Source organism: Bradyrhizobium sp. Ken64, from assembly GCF_055807555.1.
The window spans coordinates 53,215-72,676 of record NZ_JBVVPA010000016.1 but is presented as its reverse complement, the minus strand read 5'-3'; the positions used below and the strand labels follow the sequence as shown (position 1 = coordinate 72,676).

The following is a 19,462-nucleotide window of genomic DNA, read 5'->3' as shown; positions in this document are numbered from 1 at the left end:
CGAGCCATGCGGTATGCCCGCTACGGGTCAAAAGTGTCGCTCTGACACGCCACCGTTCACTTCCGGTCCACCCCTGTGAACGGACGTGCTCAGGCTCGCTTACCACTTCGCTGATGGGCCAAGAGGCGACCTTCCTAGAACTGCCGGCGAGAGCTAAACCCTATTGTCTGTTTCGCTGCTCAACAAAATCGCCCCACTCCTCCCTAAGAACCGCACGATAAATTCCGGGAGGAAGCACTTCTTCTATGACTTCCGCATTCCGGGAGGCGTTTGGATCTAAGAACAGCCCGACCAAGGGCATGCACGCCTTCATGGCGTAGCGCGCGGCGTCCTCGGCTGTCCGAACGCCCGCCGCTTGAGCATCATGCGCGTGCGACCGAACACAAGCTCGAAAGCGGGAAACGGACGGCTGCTCTCCCTGATGCGTCTGAGCGGATAGCTGAGACGATAATGTCAGAAGCGAGATCAAAATAGCTGCTCTCAATAGACACTCCAAGACATTGAAACGGAGTAACGTCGAACCTCGCTATTGGGACCGAAATAAGGGCGGCCAAGTCTGCAATGGGTCACAAGCCGCCGATCACACGTTAGGTGGGACACTTCCGCTTTGGATTGGTAAGCCGACGTTTACGGGTACACGCCCTAACCTGCCGCTCGACGCGGCGTCAGATGAGCCGCGCTGTCCGCCGGCGGCGCGATGTGCATCAGAATGGTCTGGGTGGCGGATGCGACCTCGATGCCGTTGTGCTGGAAACGCTGCTTCATGCGGCGATTGAATTCGCGCTGCACCGGCCAGCGGCCGGCCTCGGTGCAGCGGATCTGGCCGACGATCGACACCATGGCGCCGTCGACCTTGTCGATGCCCCAGAGCTCGAGATCGCCGCGGATCAGACTGCGGAATTCCACCTCGCGGCGCATCTCGTCGACAATATCCTTGAGGATCTGGCCGGCGCGGTCGGTGTCCTCCTTGTAGGCGACGTTGACGCTGACGGACGCGTTGCCGGCGCCGCGGCTGGCATTGGTGATGGTCGTGACCGCGCTGAACGGCACGATGTGCACGGCGCCGTCGCCGGCCCGGAGCCTGATGGTGCGGATCGAGACGTTCTCGACCACGCCCGAGAGCCCCGACACGCTGACGCTGTCGCCGACCTGGACGGTGTTCTCCAGCAGCAGGAACAGCCCGGTGATGAGGTCCTGCACCAGCTTCTGCGAACCGAAGCCGATGGCGATGCCGACGATGCCGGCGCCCGCCAGCAGCGGCGCGACGTTGACGCCGATCTCGCTGAGCGCCGTGAGGCCGACGACGGTGGCAATCACGCACAGCAAGGCCGTGCGCAGCATCGGCTGAAAGGTCCGCAGCCGCGCGGCGCGGGCATAGTGGCCGTCGCGCGACAGCGTATTGATCTGACGGTCCAGCAGCGCGTTGCTGGCTTCCCAGATCGCCGCCGCGCTGAAAACGGCAATGCCGATCGTCACCACCGCGGAGATCAGCCGGCTGCCGATCTGGCCGCCATAGAACCAGACGATGGCGTCGACGCCCCAGACTTCGAGCACGGCCACCAGGCCGATGAACGCGATCACGCCAGATACGATCTTGCGCAGCAGCGGCAGATAGCGGTTGGCGCGGATCTCGAGGCCCGGAAAGCGCTGGAGGATTTCCGGCCTGATGCGGAAGCCGCGGTCGATCAGGCCCAGCGTCAGCATGATGGCGACACGCGTGATCAGCGCCACCGCGATGGTGCCGACGAAATATTGCAGCAGCAATGAATATCCGTTGCGGATGTTCAGCGCCCACACGGCCCACAGAGCGAGGTCGAGCGCGATGGCGAGATAGTGCCAGCCACCCGCGATGCGGTTGCGCAGTGCCGCCGCGATCCCCTGCCGGTCGGCGGGCGCGCGGATGGCTTCGGCGACCTGGCGGCGGCATTGCAGGATGATGACGACGACGAAGAGATGAACGACCAGCATCACCATGCGCAAGAGCGCGGCATAGCCGGCGCGATGCAGGCCGAGCAGCAGCGCAACGTTGGCAACGGCGATGCCGGAGACGGCGACACCGACAATGCGGCGCGCCCAGATCTCGATATAGGCGGCGGTTTCGGCCTTGACCGGAAACAAGCCGAACGGTCCCGCCAGCACACGGACCACACAGATGAGCCCGCGCGAGAACGCATAGGCGTTGACGACCGCCAAGATCACGAGGCGGACGGTGGCGGGCTCGCCGATCTCGGTGCCGAGCAGCGCCGTGGCGGCGCCGACAAAGACCAACACGGGTAGCAGCTCGAGCAGAAAGCGTCCCAGCACAAGGGGCAGCCGCAGCATGATTTGCCAGGCCCGCGCCAGGCTGTGGCGGCGCCTGTGCAGTTCGGGCGCGGGGGTGACATCGGCGACCGATGATGGCGGATCGGCAATCGGCAACACCTGCACCGGCAGGCGCGCCGTTTGCGGCATGCGCCCTTCCAGGAACACGACGGGGCGCCGGATCAGACGGAACATCACCCATTCGGCGCAGAAAGCAGAGCCGAACACCAGCGCGAGCTTCCAACCAATCTCGATCAGAAGATTGTAGGCCGCGGGATCGTTCGCGGTCCGCACGATCCAGTAGTAGAACGCCGGGAAGTGCGTGAGCGTCCTGGCCATATCGGCGACGTCTCGCGACATTTCGCCGATCTCCTCGGACACAGTGAGCATGAGCTGCGCACCGAGGCCGTCGGCCGCGAGCGGGATCGGTGATTTTGGCTCGGGCGCGGGCTGCTGTGGACCGGACGCAGTGGCGATCGCGCGCAGCGTATCGATCATCTGCGCGCGCTTCTTGTCGTCCTGCAGCGTCTCCAGCGCGCGCTTGGCCTCATCGGGCGACAACGCGGCAGCGCTATTGGCCGCCGGCGCAGGCGGCGCAGCGCGGACGCTGGAGAGAGATGAGATCGCGATCAGGAGCGCGGCGAGAAACGCGGAGGCAAGCTTATGCGACACGAGGGATTCCCTGGAAAAATGAATGCGACGGCGACGTCGGGACCGTCACCGCCGAAGCACATGCATCATGTCGGATCGACGCTATTCGCCCGCGCGCTGTGTCGGAAGTTGGCCAGTGAGACGACATTCTCTTGGCATTTGCCGCGGTGCAGGAAGCGGGAACCACGTCGCAAGACGGGACGTGCAGCGATCGGAATGCGCGCACGCGGCTGCTAGCTCGACTGCGGCCATCCTTCGAGACGCCCGCCTGCGGCGGACCCTCAGGATGAGGGATGAGTATGCGGCTGCATTTCAATGCAGCTGGATGCAGCTGAGCCTCATCCTGAGGAGACCGCGAAGCGGCCGTCTCGAAGGACGAGGCGCTCGCTCAGGCGCCGCCGAGACGTCATGTGCGATCGCCCTGATGTGCGATCGCCCTGCGTCATTCCGGGAGTCGGCCCGGAATGACGCGATGAGGAGGAGGAGAGAAGCAGGATGTCAAAAGCGCGGCGGCCTTGTCACGGCCATCCGACGTGATCGCTGTGATGCAATCGATGTGATGCAGAGTACAGCGCCGGGCAGGTAGGGGCTATGCCACACTGATGCAGCCCACTAGACCTTGACCCGGCGTGCCGTTCGCGTTTCTGCCGCTATGCGATAGTCCGAACGAGCTCCATCGCACTTAACGCGGCTGGTTCTGCGGAGGTGGTGTCATAGACCTCCCCTTGCTCTTGATGTGGACGTTGCGCGTCGCTTGTTTGCGACCATTGGGATGGTCCTCCCGTGACGCAAGACTGTCAAGCAAGATCAATGGCGCGCAAATCACATTTGAGGGCGCGTTCCATTCCAGCGCGACGGATTCGCCGCTGTCGAAACACGAGAAGTGGACGAGTTACAAGACTGCCCTTCCCGCAGATGTAGAGCGCGTCTGCTACGGTGGCCCGCGGGTCCTGAGGAATTTGGGGATGATGACATCATACCCCTGTTTTGCCCGACGAGTCAAACGATTTCGCTAAATCCGCAAGCGCTAACGCTGACCTCCAAGTCATTGATTTCGCTATCCCCGGCTACTGTGCATGGGGTTGTTTTCGCGTTTTTTGTTTCTTGTCCGCCTTCTCCTCCTTCTCCAGCGCCTTGCGCACCTCGTCGAATTCGCCCAGCGAGGCCTTGTCGGCGCGGGGGAAGCGCAGATCGAGCTTTTCCAGCGCCGCGACGATGGCCGACCCGATCACGACGCGGGCGAACCATTTGTGGTCGGCCGGCACGACATACCACGGCGCATGAGGCGTGGCCGTGTGCCGGACGATGTCCTGATAGACCGCCTGGTAGCGCGGCCACAGCGCGCGCTCCTTGATATCGTCCATGGAGAACTTCCACTGCTTGGACGGATCCTCCAGCCGATCGAGGAAGCGCTCGCGCTGCTCGTCCTTGGACAGATTGAGGAAGAACTTCAGCACCACGGTGCCGTTGCGTGAGAGATAGCGCTCCCACGCAGAGATGTCCTCGAACCGCTCCTTCCAGATGCTCTTGGTGACGAGCTTTGGCGGCAGCTTCTCCTTGACGAGGATCTCCGGATGCACGCGCGTCACCAGGCACTCCTCGTAATGGGAGCGGTTGAAGATGCCGATATGGCCGCGCTCCGGCAGCGCGACGGCGTGGCGCCAGAGGAAATCGTGGTCGAGCTCCTTGCTGCTCGGCGCCTTGAAGGCACTGACTGCGCAGCCCTGCGGATTGATGCCCTCGAAGATCGCCTTGATCGCAGAATCCTTGCCGCCGGCGTCCATCGCCTGAAACACGATCAGCACGGACCAGCGATCCTGGGCGTAGAGCTTCTCCTGAAACGCGATCAGCCGCTTCATGTTGGCATCGAGAATCTCCTGGGCCTTCTCCTTGTCGAGGTCGCCCTTCTCGTCGGTCTTGTGGTCCTTGAGATGAAACTTGCCCGAACCATCGTACCGGAACGGCGTGATGTAGCGGTCAAGTTCCTGGGCGAGCGATTTGGACGGCTTCTTGCTCATGAGCGCGGGGCACCTTGCGTTGCGGCTTCAATCGGTCGAGCAAGCTACCAAGGATGCCCTTCGGAAGGAATATGATGAAAAGCACCAGCAGCACGCCGTAGACGAGATTGTCCCAGCCGACCGCCTTGGTGCCAAAACCGATGCGCAGGGTCTCGGCCAGCATAATCGTGATGACAGCGCCGAAGGTCGGGCCCAGCGAGACGAACAGCCCGCCGACGATGGCTGCGAACACCATCTGGAGCGACACCGCGATGCCGCTGACCGTGTCTGGCGTGATGAACATCTGGTACTGGCAGTAGATCGCGCCGGCCAAGGCGGTCATCAGCGCGCTGAGCAGCGTGATCTTCAGCTTCTCCGCGGTGACGTCGACGCCGGCCGCGGCCGCGGCGTCCTCGTCCTCCGAGATCGCCTCCAGCGCATAGCGGGCCATGCTGCGGTCGACCCAGTGCCAGACCACGATGCCGAACAGCCAGACCCCGAGCGCGATCAGGTACCAGGTGATCTTGTCGTCGAATTGCAGCGCCCAGAGCTTGTTGCCCGCGGCCCGGTTCGGCGTGTAGCCGAGCGAGCCGCCGGTGTAGTCGCGCGTCGCCGTGATGACCTGGAGCACGATGCCGGAGAGCGCGAGCGTCACCAGCACGAAATAATGCCCGGTGATGCGGAAGCGGAAACAGGGATAGCCGACGATCAGCGCCAGCGCGCCGGCCGCGACCATGCCGATGGGGATGCCGATCCAGGGCGACCATCCCAGGTGATTCCAGAGCAGCGCGGTGACATAGGCGCCTATGCCCATGAACCCGCCATGGCCGAGCGAGACGAGGCCAAACCGCCCCATCATCGACCAGGACGTATAGGCGAACGACCAGATCAGGATCAGCACCAGGATGTGCAGATGATAGGGGTCGCGATAGACGAAAGGCAGCGCGACCAGCGCCGCCAACCCCACCACCCAAGCTGCAAGCCGTCCCCGCCCCATCATCGGCGCCTCGCGAGCAGGCCCGCGGGCCGGATGAACATCATGACGATGAAGAAGGCGAAGGCGAGCACATAGCCCCATTCGAGATCGGAGAACAGGCCGCCGAGTGAGATGATCTCGGCGAACACGAAGGCGGCGATGAAGCCGCCGATGAAATTGCCCAAACCGCCGAGCACGCAGATCAGGAAGGTGATCGGCCCGAACGACAGGCCGACGAAGGGATGCACGTCATATTGGAGCACAAGGAGGCAGGCGGCCAGCCCGGCCAGCCCACCGCCGATCGCAGAGGTGATGAGATAGATCCGCTTGGTGTCGACGCCCATCAGCGCCATGATCTGCCGGTCCTGCGAGATCGCCCGGATCGCGGTGCCGGTGAAGGTCCGCGTCATGAAGAGATAGACCGCGACCATGCCGACCAGCGCGGCCAGGAAGGACAGAAGTCGTGCGTAGCTGAAATTCATGTCGCCGAAGGCGAGCACCGGCAGGCGGATGCCGAGGTTACGGAAGTCGATGCCGAAGGCAACAGTCGCAAAGCTCTGCAGCACGAACAGCACGCCGCCGGTCGCAAGCAACTGGTTGATCGGCGGCGCAGTGAGGAGCGGCGCGATCACCAGGTAATGCAGCGCCGCGCCGAGCACCGCGACCAGCAGGATGGTGAGCGGCGCGGCGAGGAAATAGCTGATGCCGTAATACTGCACCAGGAAATACATCGCGTACATGCCGATCATCACCAGCTCTGCGTAGCAGATCCAGGTCACGTCGATGACGCCGAAGATCAAATTGAGCCCGAGCGCGAGCAGCGCCAGCACGCCGCCGAGCAGGATGCCGTTGATCACGGCCTCCAGCAGGTAGATGTCGAAAATATCCAGAAATGCTTGCATGCCCCGATGAACCTCACACCCCGAGATACGCTTCCTTGACCGTGTCGCTCGCCAGCATCTCGGCCGAGGTGCCCGAGGACCTGATCGAGCCCGCCTCGATCAGGTAGGCACGATCGACCACCCGCAGCACCTGCTGCACATTCTGCTCGACGATCAGCACGGTCAGTCCGCTGGCGCGGATCCGCTTCACCAGCTCGAACACCTGCTGCACCACCACGGGCGCGAGCCCCGCCGACGGCTCGTCGAGCAGCAGCAGCTTTGGATTGGACATCAGCGCGCGACCGATCGCGCACATCTGCTGCTCGCCGCCGGACATGGTGCCGGCCATCTGGTGACGGCGCTCCTTCAGGCGCGGAAACAGCTCGAACACCACCTCCAGCCGTTCGGCGTAGTGGCCGCGCGCCTCCTTCATGAAGGCCCCCATCTTGAGATTGTCGTCGACCGAGAGCTGTGGAAACAGCCGCCGGTTCTCCGGCACATGCGCGATCCCGAGGCTGACGATCTTGTGCGGCGGCGTGGCCACCACGTCGACGGCTTCCATTCTGATCGACCCACGCGAGGGGCGGATCAGCCCGGAGATGACCCGCATCAAGGTGGTCTTGCCGGCGCCATTCGGCCCGATGACGCCGACGGCCTCACCCGCCTTCACGTCGAGATCGACGTCGAACAGCGCCTGGAAGGTGCCATAGCCGGCATTGACGCTACGGAGCTCCAGCATCGGCTACCCTCCCGCGCGGCGGCGCGCTGCGGCGGCCGCCGCCTGCGTGGTCTCGGCATCGGTGCCGAGATAGACCTCAATGACACGGGGATCGCCGGCAACGGCACTCGGCAACCCTTCCGAGATCTTCTCGCCGTGATCGAGCACCATCACGCGATCGACGACCCGCATCAAAACGCCCATGATGTGCTCGACCCAGATGATGGTGATGCCGAGCTCGTCGCGGATGTTGCGCAGCATGTCGGCCGCCTGACCCATCTCGGCCTCGTCGAGGCCGCCGAGGCTCTCATCGGCCAGCAGAAGTTTTGGCGCGGTGGCGAGCGCTTTCGCCAGTTCGAGCTTTTTCAGGCCGGCTGCGCCGAGGCCATCGACACTGGCATGGCGATCGGTCGGCAAGCCGACCATCGCCAGCGATCGCTCGGCCGCCTCCTCGGCCCTGGCACGGCTGTGGCGGCCCTGGCCGTAGAATCCGGCGAGCGCGACGTTCTCGAAGATCGTCAGGCGGCGGAATGGCCGCGGGATCTGGAAGGTGCGGCCGATGCCACTGTTGATGATCCGGTGCGGCGGAAGGCCTGCGATTTCGGAGCCGTCGAACAGGATCGAACCGGACGTCGGCGCCAGCGTACCTGAGAGCATATTGAAGATCGTGCTCTTGCCCGAGCCGTTGGGTCCGATCAGGCCGAGGATCTCGCCCTGGTCGACTTTGAACGACACATTGTTGACGGCGGTGAAGCCACCAAACCGCTTCACCAGCCCGCTGACTTCCAGCACCGTCCCGCTCTCCTCTCTGCGCGCATTTGCGCTACTGGTTGCTGTAGGTGGTGCCCTTCGGCAGCGGCAGCACGGCCTCGCGCTGCGCCTGGCTCTTGGGCCACACCACGGAGGACTTGTCGTCGATGTATTGGATCACGACCGGGAACGAGCGCTCGTTCTGCCCGGCCATCGGCGTGCCCTCGCCGTAAAACTTGACGCCGAAGCCGAGCATGGTGCCGCCCTCGGGGATATCGGTATCGAGCGCAGCCTTGCGCAGCGCATCCGGATCGACCCCGCCATATTTCTTGATCGCGCGCGGCAGCACGTCATTCATGAACACATAAGTGTTGGACGCACCGATGCCGACATGCGCCGAGCGGATGGCGACGCCGGGCCGGATCTTGTCGAACTCTTCGCCGACCATCTTGATCACGGGCGGGAGCTTTGGATCCATGGTCTTCTGGTTGGCAAGCCAGATCGAAATCGGGTCGGCGTTGAAGATGTAGGTGGCATCCGCCCCCATGCCTTCCTTCAGCTTCTCATAGACGCCGTAACCCGCGCCGTGCCCCATCAGCGCGCCGAACTTCAGCCCCTGTTCGCGCGCCTGACGCAGCAACAGCGTGATATCAGGGTTGTAGCCGGTGTGGAAAATGACGTCGGGCTTGGCGCGCTTCAACTTGGTCACCAGCGCGGAGAGGTCAGGCGCGGTGGCTGAATAGCCCTCCTTCATCACGACGTTGAAGCCCGCCTTCTTCGCGCCGGCCTCGTTGCCCCTGGACACGTCGACACCATAGGCGCCGTCCTCGTGAATGATGGCGACGCGCAGATCCTTCGGCTCCTTGTCGAACTTCGCCTTGGCGTTCTGCGCGATGAAATCCATCGTCATCATCCCGAACTGGTCGCCGCTCGCCTGCGGGCGGAAGACGTATTTGTAACCCTTCTCGTTGAACACGGCCGAAGAGATGCAGGTCGTCATCCACATGAACTTCTTGAGCTGCTCGACGCGGGCCGCGACCGGCACGCATTGCGCCGAGGAGAAGAAGCCGAGCACCATGTCGACCTTTTCCTGCTCGAGCAGGCGGACGGATTCGTTGATGGCGATGTCGGGCTTGCTCTGGGCATCGGCATAGACCGCCTCGATCTTGTAACCCTCGACGCCGGTCTTGGCGAAATGGTCGAGGATGATCTTTGCGCCGACATAATTGAGCTCGGACCCGCCGCCTGCGAGCGGTCCGGTCAGGTCGAACACGACGCCGATCTTGATCTTCTTCTCTTGAGCCTCGGCCGAAGCCATCAAGCCCGTGACCGATATCGCGACCAACAGCCCACGTACCAAACGGGCAGCCCTGCGCACGCGCATCAAAACCTCCCTGGACGATTGTGCATTGCATTCTTTTTGGTTTTATATTTCTGCCCATCACATGGGCTGGGCGCAGCGATGTCAAGCCTCGCGCATCAGCGCGACGCGAACTGCTGCTCGACGAAGGCCGTGACAAATCGCGGCATGGACGGCGTGAGATCACTTATCCCGCGCACGAGATGGATTGCCGAGAGCTCTGGCTCGGCATCGCCCGCCAGATTGGCTTCGATCCGCGCACGCGCCACATCGCCCGGCATGTCCAGGTTGACAATCTGCAACATCGCAATCGTTGGGCCGGTGACGACGCAGTGCCAGTCCGGTTCGACCAGATAATCGGCCGCGGTCAGGCCGGTCTCTTCCTCGAGTTCGCGGATCACGCTGCCGGGAATGTCCAGCGTGTCGCCCCTGACGTCGTCGAGGTCGGGCGTGCCCGACGGGAAATAGATCCGGCCCGCATTGGCGGTGTGCTGCGCCATCTCGCCCATGACGAAGGCGCCGTCGGAGGTGCGCAGCGCGCCCATGCCAAAACCGTTGAACACCGCCTTGTCGGGAAAGCCCCAATCGCGCCAGGCGAGGAAGCTCGCGAAATCGGTCTCGAAATAGGTCGCAGAGAGATGGCCATCTGTAAACACGGCATCCCGCCCGATCAGGACGCGACCGTTCCAGAGTTTTGGTCGCTCACGCTGCTTCTCGGCGAAATGCGCGGCGATCTCGGCGCGCCGCTCCTCCGCGAATGCCCAGACGATCGGCCGGACGGCAAGTTCAAGCGTCGTGACCCGATGAATGATGGGTGATGTCATGACGCCTGATGACCACGCCTTGGCGTCAGTTATTTGACGCTTCCCGTGGTCTTCTTGGCTTGCTCGACGTATTTGTTGGTAAAGGTCTTGCTGACGTCGATCTTGGCGCTGGCGACCTCCGGCGAGCCGACGCTGAACACCGCGAGCACAGCGTCGGCGCCCTTCGGATCCATCTTGCCGGTCTCGGAGTACATCGGGATCGTGTTCTTGAGTGCCGCGAGATAGAGGTCCTTGTTCTTGCCGACCGTCTCCTCCGGCATCTTCGCCATGATCTCCTCGGGCGAGTGCGAGTGGATCCAGGCGAGCGTGCCCAGGATCGCGTTGGTCAGCGCCTGCGTCTCCTTCTCGTGGCCGGCAACCCAGGCCGCGGTCGAGTACAGCGCGCCGCCTGGATATTCGCCCCCGAACGTCTCGAGCGTGTCCTTCTGGGTGCGGGTGTCCGAGAGGATGCGCAGATCCTTGTGGCTGCCCTGGAGCACGGTCACCGACGGATCGAGCATCACGGCCGCGTCGATCTGGCCCTGCTCCATCGCGGCGACTGCGGTGGCGCCGAGGCCGACGCCGATCACGGCGGTGCTGGCGGGATCGACGCCATTCTTCTTGAGCATATATTTGAGGAAGAAGTCCGTGGAAGAGCCGGGCGCGCTGACGCCGACCTTCTTGCCGGCGAGATCCTTGATCGACTTGATCTCGTTCGTGTGCGACGGCGAGACCACCAGCACGAGGCCGGGATAGCGGTCATAGACGACGAACGCCTGTAGCTCCTGCTTCTTGGCTGCGAGGTTGACGCAATGGTCGAAATAGCCGGAAACCACGTCGGCGCTGCCGCCGAGCACGGCCTTGAGCGCGTCCGAGCCGCCTTTGAGGTCCACGAGCTCGACATTGAGGCCGGCCTTGTCGTATTCGCCGAGCTGCTTGGCCAGCACCGTCGGCAAATAGCACAGGCAGGAGCCGCCGCCGATCGCGATCGTGACCTTGCTTTGCGCCGCGGCAAGACCGGTGGTGAGCGTCAGCGCGATCAACGCGCCCGCGAGCCTGGCTATCGTGTTCTTCATTGGTTTCCTCCGTTCGGCTGGCGGCACCATAGAGCAGCCGGACTGGCTTGAGAAGCAGGACCGAAGGCGCTGGCCATCGGTCTTTCGGCGCAATAGCATGAGCCCACAAGAACAATTCTTGATGGGGAGGATCATCCATGAATCGCCTTGCAATCGGGCTGTCGATCGCCACCGCTTTTGCCGCCGGATGCGGCGCAACCCACCTGCTGCGGCCGGCGCTGGCCGCGGAGAACATCACGCCGCAGATCATCCACACCGGCGAGATGGAGGGCGACGCGCTCGGGAACGCCAACGCTGTCGGTTACCGCTCCAAGATGTTCGCAAGCGCCGACGGCGCCACCATCTCGATCCAGGTTGGCAATGTGCCCAAGCACATGCATCCCAACACCAACGAGATCCAGTATATCCTGGACGGGACCGGGACGATCTGGTTCGGCGACAAGGAAGTCACGGTGAAGCCGGGCGACCTCGTGATCATCCCGAAGGGGACGCCGCATGGCGGCACCAAGCCGATCAGCGGACAGGTCAAGGCGATCGCAATCAAGACGCCGCCGCAGGCACCCGACGACACCAGGCTGCTGGACTGATCGGTCCGGGGCTCGCGCGGCGCACGAACCCCTTGCGGCCTAGCCGCGCCCGTCCACAGTCGGCCGCCAGACCAGCAACCTGCGCTCAACCAGCGTCACGCCAAAGTCGATCAGGATGACGAAGGCCGACAGCACGAACATGCCGGCGAACACGCCGGCGACGTCGAAGATGCCCTCGGCCTGCTGAATGAGATAGCCGAGCCCCGCCGCCGATCCCAGATATTCGCCGACGACCGCACCGACCACGGCAAAGCCCACGGATGTGTGCAGCGAGGAAAACATCCACGACAGCGCCGAGGGCCAATAGACGTGCTGCATCAGCTGCCGCTCGCTCATGCCGAGCATGCGGCCGTTGTCGAGCACGGTGCGGCTGACCTCCTTGACGCCCTGATAGACGTTGAAGAACACGATGAAGAACACCAACGTCACGCCAAGCGCGACCTTGGACCAGATGCCCAGCCCAAGCCACAGCGCGAAGATCGGCGCCAGCACCACCCGCGGCAGCGCGTTGACCATCTTGACGTAGGGATCGAACACCGCGGCGACCAGCGGCTGGCGCGCGAACCAGAAGCCGATCAGCACGCCGCCGGCCGATCCGATCACGAAGGCCAGGATCGATTCCGTCAGGGTGATGCCGAGATGCTTCCAGATCACACCGGACGAGAACCATTTGACGATCTGGGCGAAGACATCGACCGGGTTGGAGAAGAAGAACGGCGGCAGCAGAATCTTGCCGAACACGGGTACGGTCGACAGCAATTGCCACAGCGCGAGGCAGACCACCGCGACCAGCACTTGCAGCGAAAGCAGCGTCACCCGCGACATCAGACCGCCTCCGCCGCTTGCGTGGACTGCGCATAGCCCTTCATGACCTCGTCCTTGAGCACGCTCCAGATCTCGCGATGAAGCGCATGGAACTCCTTGTCCAGCCGCACTTCAAAAATGTCGCGCGGGCGCGGCAGGCTCACGCGCCAGTCGCCGATGATGCGGGAGGACGGGCCCGCCGACATGATCACGACGCGGTCGGCGAGCGCGATCGCCTCTTCCAGATCATGGGTGACGAACAGCACGGCCTTGCGGTCGGCATTCCAGAGGTCGAGCAGCAGATTGCCCATCACCTGCCGGGTCTGTGCGTCCAGCGGCCCGAACGGCTCGTCCATCAGCAGGATCTTTGGATCGCGGATCAGCACCTGCGCCAGCGCCACGCGCTTGCGCTGGCCGCCCGAGAGCATGTGCGGATAGCGGTTGGCGAAGGCGCCCAAGCCGACCGAGGTCAGCCATTTCTGCGCCCGCGGCAGCGCCTCGCTGCGGGGCGTGCCGCTGACTTCGAGCCCGATCGCGACGTTGTCGAGCGCGGTCTTCCAGGGGAACAGCGCATCGGCCTGGAACAGATAACCGGCATCCCGATTCAGCCCGGCAAGCGGCTGGTCGAATATCCTCACGCTCCCGGCAGCCGGCTTCAGCAGCCCGGCCGCGACGTTGAGCAGCGTCGATTTCCCGCAGCCGGTCGGGCCGACGATGGCGACGAACTCGCCCTGCGCGACCGTCAGATGCGCCTTCTCCACCGCCGTATAGACCCGCCCGTCCCCCAGTTGGAACGCGACCTTGGCATCTTCCAGCGCCACTGCCGTAGGCGTTATCATGTGTTCCCTCCGAACTTGGCCCGATGCCTTAGCCGCTCGCGCGGCCAAGTTCAATCAAGCCGCCAAGCGTGGTATGCATGGGCGTTGTCATTCCCTTCCTTCCCCCTCCCTCCTTGGGCGGGTCAGCGCAGTGAGCCCCGCCCGATGTCGTCCAGGCCGATGATCGGCTATGCCCACGTCACCAAGAGCTTCGGCGCGCTCAAGGCAGTGGACGATGTGTCACTCGACATCGCCGAAGGCGAGTTCGTGGCCGTCGTCGGCGGCTCGGGATCGGGCAAGACGACGCTGCTGCGGCTCGCCAACCGCCTGATCGAGGCGGATGGGGGCACGATCACGGTCGAGGGTGACGACGTGCAGTCCGTCGATCCGGTCGCGCTGCGGCGCCGCATCGGCTACGTCTTCCAGAGCGGTGGGCTGTTCCCGCATCTGAGCGTCGCCGACAATATCGGGATCACGCCGAAGCTGCTCGGCATCCCGGCGGCGGATATTGCAACGCGGGTCGATGAGTTGCTCGAGCTCGTGCAGCTCGACCGGGCCGCGCATCGCGGGCGGTTGCCGGACGCGCTCTCGGGCGGCCAGCGCCAGCGTGTCGGCGTGGCGCGGGCGCTTGCGGCAAGGCCCCGGATCGTGCTGATGGACGAGCCCTTCGGCGCGCTCGATCCGCTCACCCGCGATGCACTCGGCGAGGATTTTCGGGAGCTGCACCGCAAGCTCGGCCTGACCACCGTGATGATCACCCACGATATGACGGAAGCGATCCTGCTCGCCGACCGCATCGCGGTGATGCGCAGCGGGAAGCTGCTGGCGCAGGGCACGCCAGTGGAGCTCTCGAAAAGCAGCGACGCCTACGTGCTGGAGCTGCTGCGGACGCCGCGACGCCAGGTCGAACGATTGAACGCGCTGCTGCCACAGGGCGGTGCGGCATGAGCCTTTTCACCGATCCGCGCTGGGGCGAGGCGCTGGGGCATTTGCCCGACTATCTCGGCAACCACGTGCGGGTAAGTCTCGCCGCACTTGCGCTCGGCCTGATCGTCAGCCTGCCGCTGGCGATCCTGACGCGCAACCGTCCCACGCCGCGCGCTGTGCTGCTCGCGCTCGCCAGCATCGTACAGACGGTGCCCGGGCTGGCGCTGCTCGCGCTGTTCTATCCCCTCCTGCTGCTCGCGGCCTCCGTGGCGCTGGCCTGGTTCGGCGTCTCGTTCTCCGCCTTCGGCTTCCTGCCGGCGATGCTGGCACTGGCGCTCTATTCGATGCTGCCGGTGCTGCGCAACGGCATCACCGGCCTCAACGGCATCGATCCCGCGCTGATCGAGGCTGCCAAGGGCGTCGGAATGACCGCACGGCAGTCGCTGGTGATGGTCGAACTGCCGCTCGCCCTTCCGGTGATGATGGCGGGAATCCGTACCGCCGCAGTGTGGGTGATCGGCACTGCGACGCTATCGACCCCGATCGGGCAGACCAGCCTCGGCAATTACATCTTTGCCGGGCTCCAGACCCAGAATTGGGTGTTCGTGCTGTTCGGCTGCTTTGCCTCTGCCCTGCTGGCGCTCGCCGTGGATCAACTGCTCGGCCTGATCGAGAGCGGCCTGCGCTGGCGCAGCCGCGGGCGTGCGGCGCTTGGCGCTGCCGGGATCGCGGCACTGGTCGCCGCAACATTGGTGCCGACGATGGGGCGCTCGTCACAAAGCTATGTCGTAGGCGCCAAGACGTTTGCCGAGCAATATGTGCTGTCGGCGCTGATGCGGGACCGGCTGCAGGCGGCCGGTCTTGCCGCCGTCGCACGATCCGGTCTCGGCTCGAGCGTGATCTTCGAGGCGTTGAAGGCCGGCGATATCGATCTCTATGTCGATTATTCCGGCACACTCTGGGCCAATCAGCTTCGCCGCACGGACATCAAGCCGCGCGCGGAGCTCTTGGCGGAGCTGCAGACGACGCTTGCGAAGGAGAACATCACCCTGCTCGGCGAGCTCGGCTTCGAGAACGCCTATGCGCTGGTGATCCCGAAGAAGCGGGCGGAGGCGCTTGGCATCCGCACCATCGCCGATCTCGCCGCGCATGCTTCGACCCTGTCGATCGCCGGCGACTATGAGTTCTTCTCGCGACCCGAATGGGCGGCGCTGCAAAAGGCCTATGGCCTCTCGTTCCGCGCCCAGCGCCAGATGCAGCCGGACTTCATGTATGCGGCGGTCGCCAGCGGTGAGGTCGATGTCATCGCGGGCTACACCAGCGACGGGCTGATCGCAAAATACGATCTGGTTGCGCTCGACGATCCCAGGCATGCGATCCCGCCCTACGATGCCATCCTGCTGCTGGCTCCGAAACGCGCCGGTGACGAGCGGCTGCAGGCCGCGCTGAAACCCCTGCTCGGCAAGATCGACATCGCGACCATGCGCGAAGCCAATTTACGGGCCGCCGGCAATGATGCGAATTCGTCGCCGGATGCGGTGGCGAGGTGGTTGTGGGAGAAGGTGGGTGGGCGGTAGGCCGTGCCATTCATCCGACGACGTTGGAGGGACGCTACAACCCGCGGATCGTCCCCGCATCGATCAGCAGCCGATTCAGCCGGCGCGCTTCGGCCCCGTCTTTACAGCCGTAGAATATGCCCTTGCAGCGGAGCATGATTTCCTTCTGCTCGGCGAAGGACGGATCGAGCGGGATGCCGGCGGCTTCCTGGATGACCAGCGGCAGATATGGGCCATCGACCGTGTCCATCACGGCCTCGCTCTTCACCGGCTCGAAATTGACGGCGTCGATCGCGTAGTAGGTCGCGTAGAGACGTGGGTCGTAGGCGTCGAGTTTTTTGCCGATTGCACCCTCGTCGAGCCCGGGCTCGAGGATAGCAGGCGCAAACTCGGGCTGATGATCGCCATAGCGCACGATCAGGAAGGGTTCGCCCGGAAATTTCTTCTTCAGGCCCGCGAGGAAAGCCTTGTACTGCTCGGCGCTCATCGCCTGCCGGCGCAGATATTCGTCGATGGACGGCACATTGCCCGGTGCGCGCCAGTTCGGCAGCAGGTCCGGGCGGAAGCGCGTTTCCCAGGGGAAATGATTGGCGCCGAGATAGATGAAGGTGAACAGCGGCTTGTTCGGCGTTCGCTCGCCCATCAGCCGGAGCGCCTTGTCGTAGAAGAAGCTATCCGGCTCGACATTCTTGGCGCCGAGATCCTTGGAGTCGAGGAAGCGTTCGATGCCGGTCGTCATCTGAAAGCTGCGCGCGGCCATGAAGCCGCCATTGGCGGGGTAGAGCGACATCGTGTCGTAGCCGCAGCGGCGCAGCGCCAGCGGCAGGCCGCGCTCGACACGGCCTGTTGCGATGCGCGTCACGAAATAGGCGAAGCGGCCGAACGAGCGCGACGACAACCCCGCGAGCACATTATATTCGGTGAACCAGCTCGGTCCGCCATTGCTCTCGGCCAGGAACGAGCGCTCCTTGCCGTCCCAGGATTTGAAATGGCTGCCGTAGCCTGGCGGCACCTTGATGCCACCAGCGGCGCGGATGTCGAAGCTCGATTCATCATGGACCATGATGATGTTCGGCCGCCGGCCGGCGGGATGGCAGGCATCGACCAGCGGCATGTTGAGCCGTTCGTTGGTCGAAGCAGCCGACTCCATGAAGCCGTATTGCGCGAAGTCGGAGACCGCGCTGACGCCGGAGCGGAAGAACTTCGAGAGGTAGCCGTCGTCGTAATAGCCGCGCCAGGCCTCGTCCGGATGATAGAGCGAATAGCCGACCAGCGCGGCAAGGCAGGCGAGCTTGCAGGCAAGCGCCGGCAGCCTACGGATGCGGAATGGGTCGAGCCACCACAGCGCATACATCAGCGGTAGCGTGACGAGCCCGGCCCCGATCACCGACCAGCGCAAATTCGGAAAGATCGTGAACAGGAACGCGACCGTGTCGCGGTCGATCATCATCAGGTCGATGAAGTTGACCGTCATCTGCACGACGTCGTGCTTCAGCCGCGACAGCAGCACCAGCACCACGACCATGGTCAGCGACAGCGCACTCGAGAGCGCCGGCCGCCGCAGCAGCGCGATCCAGAAGAAGTTGAGGATGCCCCAGGCCAGCACGAAGGAGAGGCGTGCGCCGAAATCCGTCTCGGTCTCGTACATCAGGACGAGCGCTGCGAGATGTGGCGCTGCAACCGCGAGCAGCCGCCAGATGCCGAGCGCGGCGACGCTCGCCAGCACGGCGGTCGTGGCAGAAGGACCTGGATTGGGCGCGGACGCCATTGACGACACGCAACTGCTGGTCCGGCAAGGCGATGCCGAGCCGGCTGACCGGGCCTGCGGCGTTCGGCGCAGCCGGAAGGCCTGCACCGTGTCATAAAACTGTAATTGAACGGTCACGGACAAGCAACGCGTGTCGCGATCCGACCTTCGCTCAATGTTAGCGGAAGCCCATCGGTCTCCGCGCCCAATTCGTCCCGCCAGAGCAATCCCGCAGTGCAGAACCGACTTGCCGTCTAGTCGAGGCCCTCGACGCTGACCAGGCGGGCAGAACTGCAAGCGTCCCGGACCGCCTTGAGTCCCTGATAGGTCGCGCCTGTGTAGAACGCCTCCCAGGCTGCGACGGACGGGAATTCCAGCAGAACGATCCTGCGGGGCTGCCAGTCTCCCTCGTAGACCTTGTGGGCGCCCCCTCGCGCCAGATATCTGGCTCCAGCGGCCTCCAGGGCGGGCTTCACGCCCAACATGAAGCTTTGGTACTGCTGCAAGTCCCTGATCTCGACGTCGAAAATCACATAAGCCGGCATCTCAAGACGCTCCCACGATCGGAAATCGATTACCTTGTCTGGCAATGGTCTCGCCTCGGAGGCTCAGCTCTACGGCAGCAGCCCGAGACGCTTGGCGATGATGCGGTCGACCACACGCTTGGGCAGCGTGGCCGTCATCAAATGTCGCATCCGGTCCGGCGTGATCTGGTAGCGAACCCTGGGCCTCTCGGTGGTGAGCGCCTCGAAAACGACCTCGGCGATCCGCTCGGCCGGCAGCCCGGTCTCGCCGAGCTTCATCATGAACGCCATGACTTTGTTCAGCGCCGGCAGATAAGGCGAGTTCTGGTAGACCGAGAGATCGATCTGCTCGGCCTTGCTCCAGATCGGCGTCTTGACTGCGCCGGGCGCGACGATAATGACGTCGATGCCGAACAGCATCAATTCGCGGCGCAAGCTCTCCGACAGGCCTTCGATGGCATGCTTGGAGGTGCTGTAAGGCGCCGACAAGGGATTGCCGTTCTTGCCTGCGACCGAACTGATCATCACGATCCGGCCCTTCGGCCCCTTCAGCGACGGGTCGGCGCCGAGTAGCGGCCCAAAGGCCTGCGTCGCGATGACCGGGCCGATGACGTTGATCTCCATCTGCCGGCGGAAGTCGTCGACCAACAGTTCGAGCACCGGACCGGCGACCGCGACGCCGGCGTTGTTGACGAGACCGGCCAGCGTCTCGCCGCCCAGCGCCTCGCGGACTTCTCGCGCAGCGGCGAGGACCGCCGCCTCGTCGGTGACGTCGAACAGCAGCGGCGTGAAGTTCGCACCGAACTCACCCGTAAGCCGATCCGCATCGGCCTGCTTGCGGACGCTTCCGAAAACGCGATAGCCGCGCCCGACCAGAAATTTAGCAATGGCCCAGCCGATGCCGGTGGACGCGCCGGTGACGACGACGGATCGCATGGTCTTTCCCCCCAAGAGCTCCCGCGATCATGCAGGGGAAAGGTGCCGGG

17 protein-coding genes are annotated in these 19,462 nt (G+C 64.1%); 3 read left to right on the top strand and 14 right to left on the bottom strand.

What is annotated here, in order from left to right; translation table 11 throughout:
* Window positions 1-642: 642 nt before the first annotated feature.
* The 9 genes from AC0L2F_RS24555 to AC0L2F_RS24515 form a co-directional block, all read right to left on the bottom strand.
* Window positions 643-2,973: a mechanosensitive ion channel domain-containing protein gene (locus AC0L2F_RS24555; protein WP_473250146.1), complete on the bottom strand. Its 2,331-nt coding sequence runs from the start codon at window positions 2,971-2,973 to the stop codon at window positions 643-645.
* Between the two features lie 1,046 nt (window positions 2,974-4,019).
* Window positions 4,020-4,970, bottom strand: a complete 951-nt coding sequence (locus tag AC0L2F_RS24550; protein ID WP_007613291.1) for a polyphosphate kinase 2 family protein — start codon at window positions 4,968-4,970, stop codon at window positions 4,020-4,022.
* Complete coding sequence (locus tag AC0L2F_RS24545; RefSeq protein ID WP_473250144.1) at window positions 4,930-5,949, bottom strand: branched-chain amino acid ABC transporter permease; 1,020 nt, start codon at window positions 5,947-5,949, stop codon at window positions 4,930-4,932. The genes AC0L2F_RS24550 and AC0L2F_RS24545 overlap by 41 nt, the downstream gene beginning before the upstream one ends.
* On the bottom strand, window positions 5,946-6,827 hold the full coding sequence (locus tag AC0L2F_RS24540; RefSeq protein ID WP_007613294.1) for a branched-chain amino acid ABC transporter permease: 882 nt from the start codon (window positions 6,825-6,827) through the stop codon (window positions 5,946-5,948). The genes AC0L2F_RS24545 and AC0L2F_RS24540 overlap by 4 nt, the downstream gene beginning before the upstream one ends.
* Window positions 6,828-6,840: 13 nt before the next feature.
* Window positions 6,841-7,545, bottom strand: coding sequence for an ABC transporter ATP-binding protein (locus tag AC0L2F_RS24535; RefSeq protein WP_473250143.1), 705 nt, complete (start codon window positions 7,543-7,545; stop codon window positions 6,841-6,843).
* 3 nt (window positions 7,546-7,548) lie between these two features.
* A complete protein-coding gene (locus AC0L2F_RS24530; protein WP_473250142.1) occupies window positions 7,549-8,316 on the bottom strand; it encodes an ABC transporter ATP-binding protein in 768 nt (255 codons plus the stop codon).
* Window positions 8,317-8,347: 31 nt separating this feature from the next.
* Entirely contained in the window at window positions 8,348-9,658 is a 1,311-nt protein-coding gene (locus AC0L2F_RS24525; RefSeq protein WP_473250141.1) for an ABC transporter substrate-binding protein, read from the bottom strand.
* A gap of 95 nt (window positions 9,659-9,753) precedes the next feature.
* Window positions 9,754-10,458, bottom strand: a complete 705-nt coding sequence (locus AC0L2F_RS24520; RefSeq protein ID WP_473250140.1) for an NUDIX hydrolase — start codon at window positions 10,456-10,458, stop codon at window positions 9,754-9,756.
* Window positions 10,459-10,487: 29 nt separating this feature from the next.
* Window positions 10,488-11,513 carry an ABC transporter substrate-binding protein gene (locus AC0L2F_RS24515; RefSeq protein ID WP_007613301.1) on the bottom strand — a complete coding sequence of 342 codons (1,026 nt, stop codon included), beginning with the start codon at window positions 11,511-11,513 and terminating at the stop codon, window positions 10,488-10,490.
* A 137-nt stretch (window positions 11,514-11,650) separates the two neighbouring features.
* On the opposite strand from AC0L2F_RS24515, the gene AC0L2F_RS24510 reads away from it, so the two are divergent.
* Window positions 11,651-12,100 carry a cupin domain-containing protein gene (locus AC0L2F_RS24510; RefSeq protein WP_473250139.1) on the top strand — a complete coding sequence of 150 codons (450 nt, stop codon included), beginning with the start codon at window positions 11,651-11,653 and terminating at the stop codon, window positions 12,098-12,100.
* Window positions 12,101-12,139: 39 nt separating this feature from the next.
* Here the strand turns inward: AC0L2F_RS24510 and AC0L2F_RS24505 are convergent, their stop codons facing one another.
* Both AC0L2F_RS24505 and AC0L2F_RS24500 read right to left on the bottom strand, forming a co-directional pair.
* Complete coding sequence (locus AC0L2F_RS24505; protein ID WP_007613304.1) at window positions 12,140-12,925, bottom strand: ABC transporter permease; 786 nt, start codon at window positions 12,923-12,925, stop codon at window positions 12,140-12,142.
* Entirely contained in the window at window positions 12,925-13,743 is an 819-nt protein-coding gene (locus AC0L2F_RS24500) for an ABC transporter ATP-binding protein (protein ID WP_026232716.1), read from the bottom strand. The genes AC0L2F_RS24505 and AC0L2F_RS24500 overlap by 1 nt, the downstream gene beginning before the upstream one ends.
* Window positions 13,744-13,887: 144 nt before the next feature.
* Between AC0L2F_RS24500 and AC0L2F_RS24495 the strand changes: the two genes are divergently transcribed.
* Both AC0L2F_RS24495 and AC0L2F_RS24490 read left to right on the top strand, forming a co-directional pair.
* On the top strand, window positions 13,888-14,670 hold the full coding sequence (locus AC0L2F_RS24495) for an ATP-binding cassette domain-containing protein (protein ID WP_473250138.1): 783 nt from the start codon (window positions 13,888-13,890) through the stop codon (window positions 14,668-14,670).
* Entirely contained in the window at window positions 14,667-16,226 is a 1,560-nt protein-coding gene (locus tag AC0L2F_RS24490; RefSeq protein WP_473250137.1) for a glycine betaine ABC transporter substrate-binding protein, read from the top strand. Before AC0L2F_RS24495 ends, AC0L2F_RS24490 begins: the two co-directional genes overlap by 4 nt.
* Window positions 16,227-16,260: 34 nt before the next feature.
* Here the strand turns inward: AC0L2F_RS24490 and AC0L2F_RS24485 are convergent, their stop codons facing one another.
* The 3 genes from AC0L2F_RS24485 to AC0L2F_RS24475 all read right to left on the bottom strand — a co-directional run bounded on the left by AC0L2F_RS24485 (window position 16,261) and on the right by AC0L2F_RS24475 (window position 19,412).
* Window positions 16,261-17,973: a sulfatase-like hydrolase/transferase gene (locus AC0L2F_RS24485; RefSeq protein ID WP_473250136.1), complete on the bottom strand. Its 1,713-nt coding sequence runs from the start codon at window positions 17,971-17,973 to the stop codon at window positions 16,261-16,263.
* Between the two features lie 233 nt (window positions 17,974-18,206).
* Entirely contained in the window at window positions 18,207-18,497 is a 291-nt protein-coding gene (locus AC0L2F_RS24480; protein ID WP_018454346.1) for a DUF1330 domain-containing protein, read from the bottom strand.
* Window positions 18,498-18,566: 69 nt separating this feature from the next.
* Window positions 18,567-19,412: an SDR family oxidoreductase gene (locus tag AC0L2F_RS24475; protein WP_473250135.1), complete on the bottom strand. Its 846-nt coding sequence runs from the start codon at window positions 19,410-19,412 to the stop codon at window positions 18,567-18,569.
* Window positions 19,413-19,462 lie beyond the last annotated feature (50 nt).

Excerpts from the sequence above, each read along its gene's own strand:
- AC0L2F_RS24495 (WP_473250138.1), top strand. The coding sequence starts at position 13,888 with ATGTCGTCCAGGCCGATGATCGGCTATGCCCACGTCACCAAGAGCTTC.
- AC0L2F_RS24515 (WP_007613301.1), bottom strand. The coding sequence starts at position 11,513 with ATGAAGAACACGATAGCCAGGCTCGCGGGCGCGTTGATCGCGCTGACG.
- AC0L2F_RS24535 (WP_473250143.1), bottom strand. The coding sequence starts at position 7,545 with ATGCTGGAGCTCCGTAGCGTCAATGCCGGCTATGGCACCTTCCAGGCG.
- AC0L2F_RS24545 (WP_473250144.1), bottom strand. The coding sequence starts at position 5,949 with ATGATGGGGCGGGGACGGCTTGCAGCTTGGGTGGTGGGGTTGGCGGCG.
- AC0L2F_RS24475 (WP_473250135.1), bottom strand. The coding sequence starts at position 19,412 with ATGCGATCCGTCGTCGTCACCGGCGCGTCCACCGGCATCGGCTGGGCC.
- AC0L2F_RS24520 (WP_473250140.1), bottom strand. The coding sequence starts at position 10,458 with ATGACATCACCCATCATTCATCGGGTCACGACGCTTGAACTTGCCGTC.
- AC0L2F_RS24525 (WP_473250141.1), bottom strand. The coding sequence starts at position 9,658 with ATGCGCGTGCGCAGGGCTGCCCGTTTGGTACGTGGGCTGTTGGTCGCG.
- AC0L2F_RS24505 (WP_007613304.1), bottom strand. The coding sequence starts at position 12,925 with ATGTCGCGGGTGACGCTGCTTTCGCTGCAAGTGCTGGTCGCGGTGGTC.
- AC0L2F_RS24550 (WP_007613291.1), bottom strand. The coding sequence starts at position 4,970 with ATGAGCAAGAAGCCGTCCAAATCGCTCGCCCAGGAACTTGACCGCTAC.
- AC0L2F_RS24490 (WP_473250137.1), top strand. The coding sequence starts at position 14,667 with ATGAGCCTTTTCACCGATCCGCGCTGGGGCGAGGCGCTGGGGCATTTG.
- AC0L2F_RS24510 (WP_473250139.1), top strand. The coding sequence starts at position 11,651 with ATGAATCGCCTTGCAATCGGGCTGTCGATCGCCACCGCTTTTGCCGCC.
- AC0L2F_RS24480 (WP_018454346.1), bottom strand. The coding sequence starts at position 18,497 with ATGCCGGCTTATGTGATTTTCGACGTCGAGATCAGGGACTTGCAGCAG.
- AC0L2F_RS24540 (WP_007613294.1), bottom strand. The coding sequence starts at position 6,827 with ATGCAAGCATTTCTGGATATTTTCGACATCTACCTGCTGGAGGCCGTG.
- AC0L2F_RS24485 (WP_473250136.1), bottom strand. The coding sequence starts at position 17,973 with ATGGCGTCCGCGCCCAATCCAGGTCCTTCTGCCACGACCGCCGTGCTG.
- AC0L2F_RS24500 (WP_026232716.1), bottom strand. The coding sequence starts at position 13,743 with ATGATAACGCCTACGGCAGTGGCGCTGGAAGATGCCAAGGTCGCGTTC.